This window comes from Kitasatospora sp. NPDC059571 (genome assembly GCF_042735675.1).
In the GTDB taxonomy this organism is placed as follows: Bacteria; Actinomycetota; Actinomycetes; order Streptomycetales; family Streptomycetaceae; genus Kitasatospora.
In genome coordinates this window covers 1-6,964 of record NZ_JBHWBW010000176.1, presented here as the reverse complement: position 1 = coordinate 6,964, position 6,964 = coordinate 1, and the positions used below count along the sequence as shown (strand labels likewise).

The following is a 6,964-nucleotide window of genomic DNA, read 5'->3' as shown; positions in this document are numbered from 1 at the left end:
CTCCGCGGCCGGGGCGCCGGCGGGCCCGGGCCACTTGGCGCCCCGGGTATTCCACACCCCCGGCGGCGCCCCGCCCCCCCCGCCGGCCCCCCGGGGCGCCGGGCGGCAGAGGTCCGGGCTACGGTGATCGCCGGCGGATGGGCTAGGTTCCAGGGATGGCTGATCCGGACCCGTTGGTGCCCGTCCTTGCCGGTGTGGTCGTGGACACCGTGCGGTTCCTCGACACGTGCGGGGACGATGAGGTGGATCCCGACGTTGCCGTGGGGCTGATGGAGAGCGTCGCCGGTGTCCTGCAGCGTCTGCCGGCCGACCAGCTCGCATGCCTCCTGCGCTCCCTCGCCGACCTGGCCGACGCCGAGTCCGACCCGCAGCGGCGCGCCTTCCTGGAATCGTTTCCGTCCGCCTGCGGGCTGGTCGACGAGGAGGCCTGACCCCACGGCCCACCGCCCGGTGCTCGCCGTCCGCCGGACCGGGGACGCCGGCGTTCTCTCGGCCTTCCGGGTGAGTTGCCCGGCCCGGTCGGCCTTGACCTCGATGGCGAAGGGCGGGAGCGGCCATGGCCGGGCCATAGCGCGCCCCGCCGCAGCGTCCGGCCCCCCGGAGGGGGCTCACCCCCGGAGCGCCGCGAACCGGTCGAGCAGCAGGTCGAGGACCTGGGGGAAGGCGGAGGCGGCCATGCCGGGCAGGTGGTCGCGGACGGTGTGCAGGTTCGGATAGCGGTCGGCGGGCAGGGCGCCGTAGACCTGCTGCCAGACGCCGCTCTGCTGCTGTCGCTGCTTGTCGCTGAGATCGCGGACGTCCGCGTCCAGGGCGGCATGGGCGAGCACGGTGTCGATCAGGGCGTGGTAGAGCCGCACCGCCTCGGCGGGTGCGAAGCCGGCCGCCAGCAGGATGCCGATGCCGGTGTCCACCGCGCGGCACTCGGCCGGCCCGGCGGTCACCCGGGAGGCGCGGACCGCGGCCATCCTCGGGTGGCGCAGTACCGAGCGGTGCACCCGCACCGCGAAGTCGCGCAGCGACGCGATCCAGTCCTCGCCCGGCGCGAAGCCGTCGAGGGAGTCGCCGATCAGCCGGTCGGCGACCGCCAGGAGCAGGGCGTCGGTGTCGGCGAAGTACCGGTACACCGCCGAGGGGTCGCAGCCCAGCGCCGCGCCCAGCCTGCGCACGGTCAGGGCGTTGCCGCCCGGGGCCTCGACGAGTTCCAGGGCCGCCGACACGATCAGTTCCTCGGTGAGCACCGTCCCGGTGCGGGTGGGGCGCTTGCGCTTGCGTCCGACCGGGATGCGCTGTGACTCGGGCATGCGGGCCTCTCCTCGGGTGCGGTGGGTCCTGTTCGGCCGCTGCGAGCGGCCGCGCTTACGACAACGTATTGACGTAAGTATGCCGTGACTGTTTCATCGGCACACACCCCGCGTTCATCGCCGCCAGGGAACCGGACCGTGTCCGGGCCGCGGCGAGAAGGGGATCCCCCACCACCTGGAGTGCGAACCATGGTTCCTGTCATCCCGGAGACCAGACCGCCCGCGACGGCGACACGCCGCACCCTCGGCGTTCGGGACGGCATGGCGATCGCGGCATCGAGCACCGCCGCGACCACCAGCATCGGCATCGGCATGGGCGTGCTCGCCCTGTACGCCGGGCGGCAGACCCCGGCGCTGCTGATCGTCGCGTTCCTGCCGATCCTCGGGATCGCGCTGTCCTACGCACGACTGAACCGCACCGAGCCGAACTGCGGCAACGGCTACACCTGGGTCGGCCGCTCGGTCGGCGCCTGGCCCGGCTTCCTGACCGGCTGGGTGGTGCTGATCGCCAACGTCGTCTTCATGGCTTACACCAGCGCGATCACCGGCTCCGTCATCCTGCAGTTCGCGAACAAGGCCCACCTGCACAGCCTGTTCGGCATCGCCCTCGACCCCGGATCCACCGGGGTGAGCACCGCGATCGGGCTGGTGGCGCTGGTCGCGGTGACCGTCACCGCCGTGACCGGGGTGCGCTCCGCAACCCGGTTGCAGTGGGCGCTGCTCGCCTTCGAGTACACCGTGCTCCTGGTCTTCTGCACCTGGGCGCTGCTTGCCGGGCACCAGTCGTTCTCCTGGAACTGGCTCAACCCGTTCGCGATCGGCTCGCTGCACTCCCTGGCCCAGGGCCTGGTGCTGGCGGTGTTCGTGTTCTGGGGCTGGGACGCGGCGTTCACCGTGAACGAGGAGACCAAGAACGCCTCGGACGCCGCCCGCGGCGGCCTCATCGCCCTGGTGGCCATGCTCGGCCTGCTCGTCTTCGCCGCGATCGCCTTCCAGCGGGTGATGGACAATGACGAGCTGATCGCCCAGGGGCCGCAGGCACTGACCTTCCTCGGCGCCAAGCTCTCCCGGGAGCCGTGGGCCTCGCTGCCGCTCGCCGCACTGATGTGCTCGGCCTTCGCCTCCCTGCAGTCCAGCGTCATCCCCACCGCACGCGGCGCGCTCGCCATGGGCCGGGACGGGACCCTCGGGCGGATGTGGACGAGAATCCACCCCCGGTACGGCTCGCCGGCGGTCGGCACCGTCGTGATCATGGCGCTGTCCGCGGCGGTCGCGGTCCTCGCGGTCGGCATCCCGAAGATCAACCTGATGATCCTGACCGCGGTCAACTCCATCGGCCTGATCGTCGCCCTCTACTACGGCCTCACCGCGCTCGCCTGCGCCGTGCGGTTCCGCGGGGCGCTGCGCGAGGGACCGCTGGAGGCGCTGCGCTCCGTGATCGTGCCCGGCCTCAGCGCGCTGATCCTCTTCGGACTCGGCGGCTACCTGGCCTACCAGTACGCCACCATGAGCGACCACTTCCAGGCCGCCCCGGACAACGGCTGGTTCATGCTGCTGATCCCGTCGCTGTTCATCGCCACCGGCCTGATCGCCGCCGCCGTCGCCAAGTGGCGCCGCCGCTCCCCGTACTTCACCACCGGCCGCGGCACCGACGCCGACGCCATCGCCCTGCCCATGGACGCACCCGCCCAGGACGCCACCTAGCCGGGCTCCTCCCGGCCCCGCCGGAGCCAGCCCCGCCCGCACGACCCCACGGAGCCACACCATGCACGCCGACACCACCGCCGACCTCGTCCTCACCGGCGGAGCGGTCCACACCGTCGATCCCGCCCGCCCGTACGCCACCTCCGTCGCCGTCCGCGGCGAGCGGATCGTGGCGGTCGGCCACGACGAGGTGCACGCCCTGATCGGGCCCGCCACCGAGGTCGTCGACCTGCGCGGCCGGCTGCTGGTGCCCGGCTTCCAGGACGCCCACGTCCACCCCGTCGGCGCGGGCGTGGAGATGGGCCAGTGCGACCTGTCCGGTGCCACCGGCCCGGACGAGTACGCGGCCCGGATCCGCGCCTACGCCGACGCCCACCCGGACCGTCCCTGGATCACCGGCGGCGGCTGGTCCATGGAGGCGTTCCCGGGCGGGATCCCCGACCGCCACCTGCTGGACTCCGTCGTCCCCGACCGGCCGGTCTACCTGGTCAACCGCGACCACCACGGCGCCTGGACCAACTCCCGCGCCCTGGAGGCCGCCGGGATCACCCGGGACACCGCCGACCCCGCCGACGGCCGGATCGAGCGGGACGCGGACGGCCGCCCCAGCGGCATGCTCCAGGAAGGAGCGATGCAGCTGGTCGCCGTCCACGTCCCGCCGGTCACCGCCGACGAACAGCTGGCCGGCCTGCTGCGCGCGCAGGCGGTGCTCCACGCCCACGGCATCACCGCCTGGCAGGACGCCCTGCTGGGCGAGCACGCCTCCACCGCGGACCCGGCCCCGGCCTACCGGCGCGCGGCGACCGGGGGCCTGCTGACCGCGCGGGTCCGCGGGGCGCTCTGGTGGGACCGGGCCCGCGGCCTGGAGCAGGTCCCCGAACTCCTCGCCCGACGGGAGGAGTTCACCGTCGGCACGCTGGCCTCCGGCACCGTGAAGATCATGCAGGACGGCATCGCGGAGAACCACACCGCCGCGATGCTCGCCCCGTACCTCACCGCCTGCGGCTGTGCCTCCGACAACTCCGGGATCTCCTTCATCGACCCCCGTGAGCTTGCCGCGATCGTCACCCGCCTGGACGGCGAGGGCTTCCAGGTCCACTTCCACGCCCTCGGCGACCGCGCCGTCCGCGAGGCCCTGGACGCCGTCGAGGCCGCCCGGCGCGCCAACGGCCGGCGCGACCACCGCCACCACCTCGCCCATCTCCAGGTCGTCGACCCCGCCGACGTCCCGCGGTTCCGCGCCCTCGGAGCCACGGCCACCATCCAGCCGCTCTGGGCCGCCCACGAGCCCCAGATGGACGAGCTGACCATCCCGTTCCTCGGCCGGCAGCGCGCCGCCCTCCAGTACCCCTTCGCGGACCTGGTGAACAGCGGGGCGCCCCTGGCGGCGGGCAGCGACTGGCCGGTCTCCAGCCCCGACCCGATCGCCGCCCTCCACACGGCCGTCAACCGCCACCAGCCCGGATCCGACCGGCCCGTCTTCCTGCCCGAGCAGCGCATCACGCTCGCCGCCGCCCTGGCCGCCTACACCGCCGGCAGCGCCTACGTGAACCACCTCGACGACACCGGCACCATCACCCCCGGCAAGCTCGCCGACCTCGCCGTGCTGGACCGCGACCTCTTCGCCCGTCCCGCCGAGGAGATCGCCCTCGCCCGGGTGGAGCAGACTTTCGTCGGAGGGCGCCGCGTGCACCACGCCCCCGACGCCTGACCCCCATGCCTGATCCCACCCCGCTGCCCGACCCAGCCCCGGCGCCGAGCGCCCCAGTGAAGGAGCCCCGCATGGCCGCCACCGTCCACGTCCTGACCACCGGCTACGCCGACGAACGCGTCGCCAGCACCGTCACCCTGCTGCGCGACGGCGACACGACCGTCGTGGTCGACCCCGGCATGGTCGCCGACCGCCGGCGGATCCTCGATCCCCTGCGGGCCGAGGGCATCGCCCCCGAGCAGGTCACCGACGTGGTCTTCAGCCACCACCACCCCGACCACACGCTGAACGCCGCGCTGTTCCCCGAGGCACGCTTCCACGATCACATGGCCGTCTACCGCGACGACGTCTGGCTCGACCGCGACGCCGACGGGTACCGGCTCGGCGAGCACATCGAGCTGCGGCGCACCCCCGGGCACACCGCCGAGGACATCAGCACCCTCGTCCGCACCGAGGCGGGGCTGGTCGTCCTCACCCACCTGTGGTGGCACGCCGAGGGCCCGGCGCAGGACCCGTTCGCCGCCGACCCCGACCTGCTGTCGGCCTCCCGCCGCAGTGTGCTGGACCTGCAGCCGGTGCTGATCGTCCCCGGCCACGGCGAGCCCTTCTCGCCCGGTGAGCGCACCCCGGTCTGAGCAGGGCCCCGCCGACGGCGCCCGCGGCCGCACCAGCGTCGCATCGGGCCGCCCGGTGTGCGGGCGTGGTTCCCCGGCCGCCGCGCGGGGAAGGGTGACGGGCGGGCCCCAGGGCCCGCTCCGCGCCGTCCCGCGCGGCCGGAGCTCCGTCCCGCCCGACCGCCACCGTCGTACAGGCCCGGCCCGCCCGGGTACGGGAGCACCGTGTGACCGAACCCGCGAACCAGCCGCCCGCCGCCCCCACCGCCCCCGGCGACCCCGCCGCGCCGCTCGATCCCGCGGACGCCGGCCGGACGGATCCCCTCGCCCGGCTGTCCCTGGCCCAGCTCAGGCGGCGCACCAGCATGAAGTGGCGCGCCCATCCCGAGGACGTCCTGCCGCTCTGGGTCGCGGAGATGGACGTCCGGCCGGCCCCCGCCGTCGCGGACGCGCTGCGGGCTGCGATCGACCTCGGAGACACCGGATACCCGTGGGGGACGGGCTACGCCGAGGCCCTGGCGGCGTTCGCCGCCGAGCGGTGGGGCTGGGACGGGCTGCGCGTCGAGGACACCGCCCTCGTGCCCGACGTGATGATGGGCGTCGTCGAGATGCTCCGCCTGACGACCGGTCCCGGCGACGCGGTCGTGGTCTGCCCGCCGGTCTACCCGCCGTTCTACGCGTTCGTCGGCCACGACGGGCGCACCGTCGTCGAGGCCCGCCTCGGGGCCGACCTGCGGCTCGACCTCGGAGCCCTGGACGAGGCCTTCACCCGGGCGCGGCGCGGCGGGCGACGGGCCGCGTTCCTGCTGTGCAACCCGCACAACCCCACCGGCACCGTGCACACCCGTGCGGAACTCGAGGCGGTCGCGGCCCTGGCCCGCCGGCACGGTGTGCGGGTGGTGTCGGACGAGATCCACGCCCCGCTGGTGCTGCCCGGGGCCGTCTTCACCCCGTACCTGACCGTGGACGGCTCGGAGGACGGCTTCGCGCTCCACTCGGCGTCGAAGGCCTGGAATCTGGCCGGCCTCAAGGCCGCCGTGGCGGTCGCCGGCGCCGGTGCGGCCGCGGACCTGCGCCGGATGCCCGAAGAGGTCGGGCACGGCCCGAGCCATCTCGGGATCATCGCCCACACCGCGGCGTTCCGTGACGGCGGGCCCTGGCTCGACGAGCTGCTGGCCGGACTCAGCGCCAACCGGGACCTGCTGGGGCGGCTCGTCGGCGAGCACCTCCCCGGCGTCCGGTACCGGCCACCGCAGGGCACCTACCTCGCCTGGCTGGACTGCACGCACCTGGCCCTGCACGACGACCGGCCCGCGGACGGGCCCGGCGTCGTCGCCGACCTGGCCGGGCCGGCCAGGATGTTCCTCGACGACGCCCGGGTGGCACTCAGCTCCGGCCACGTGTTCGGCACCGGCGGCGCGGGCTGCGTACGCCTCAACTTCGCGACGTCGCCGGCCGTGCTCCGCGAGGCGCTGGCCCGGATGGGGTGTGCGGTGCGGGCGCTGTGACCCCGGAGGCGAGCGCGTGCCGGGGGCCGCGGGGGCCGCGCCCGGGGCGGCGCCCGCGCGGCCCCGGCGCGCCAGCCGCGGTAGTAGAACGGCACACCCATGTTGATCTTGTTGGCGGGGAAGCCG

The 6,964-nt window shown here is 74.6% G+C and carries 6 protein-coding genes; 5 read left to right on the top strand and 1 reads right to left on the bottom strand.

What is annotated here, in order from left to right:
- The first annotated feature begins 155 nt into the window (after nucleotides 1-155).
- Nucleotides 156-431, top strand: coding sequence for a hypothetical protein (locus tag ACFV0G_RS20335; protein ID WP_380549404.1), 276 nt, complete (start codon nucleotides 156-158; stop codon nucleotides 429-431).
- A gap of 177 nt (nucleotides 432-608) precedes the next feature.
- Here the strand turns inward: ACFV0G_RS20335 and ACFV0G_RS20330 are convergent, their stop codons facing one another.
- Nucleotides 609-1,301, bottom strand: a complete 693-nt coding sequence (locus tag ACFV0G_RS20330) for a TetR/AcrR family transcriptional regulator (protein WP_380549401.1) — start codon at nucleotides 1,299-1,301, stop codon at nucleotides 609-611.
- A gap of 189 nt (nucleotides 1,302-1,490) precedes the next feature.
- Between ACFV0G_RS20330 and ACFV0G_RS20325 the strand changes: the two genes are divergently transcribed.
- The 4 genes from ACFV0G_RS20325 (at nucleotide 1,491) to ACFV0G_RS20310 (ending at nucleotide 6,838) form a co-directional block, all read left to right on the top strand.
- On the top strand, nucleotides 1,491-3,005 hold the full coding sequence (locus tag ACFV0G_RS20325) for an APC family permease (RefSeq protein WP_380549398.1): 1,515 nt from the start codon (nucleotides 1,491-1,493) through the stop codon (nucleotides 3,003-3,005).
- 61 nt (nucleotides 3,006-3,066) lie between these two features.
- Nucleotides 3,067-4,716, top strand: coding sequence for an amidohydrolase (locus ACFV0G_RS20320; protein WP_380549395.1), 1,650 nt, complete (start codon nucleotides 3,067-3,069; stop codon nucleotides 4,714-4,716).
- Nucleotides 4,717-4,787: 71 nt separating this feature from the next.
- Nucleotides 4,788-5,351, top strand: coding sequence for an MBL fold metallo-hydrolase (locus tag ACFV0G_RS20315; RefSeq protein ID WP_380549392.1), 564 nt, complete (start codon nucleotides 4,788-4,790; stop codon nucleotides 5,349-5,351).
- A 311-nt stretch (nucleotides 5,352-5,662) separates the two neighbouring features.
- Nucleotides 5,663-6,838 (top strand): MalY/PatB family protein, encoded by a 1,176-nt coding sequence (locus ACFV0G_RS20310; protein ID WP_380549434.1) that lies wholly within the window; start codon nucleotides 5,663-5,665, stop codon nucleotides 6,836-6,838.
- Nucleotides 6,839-6,964 lie beyond the last annotated feature (126 nt).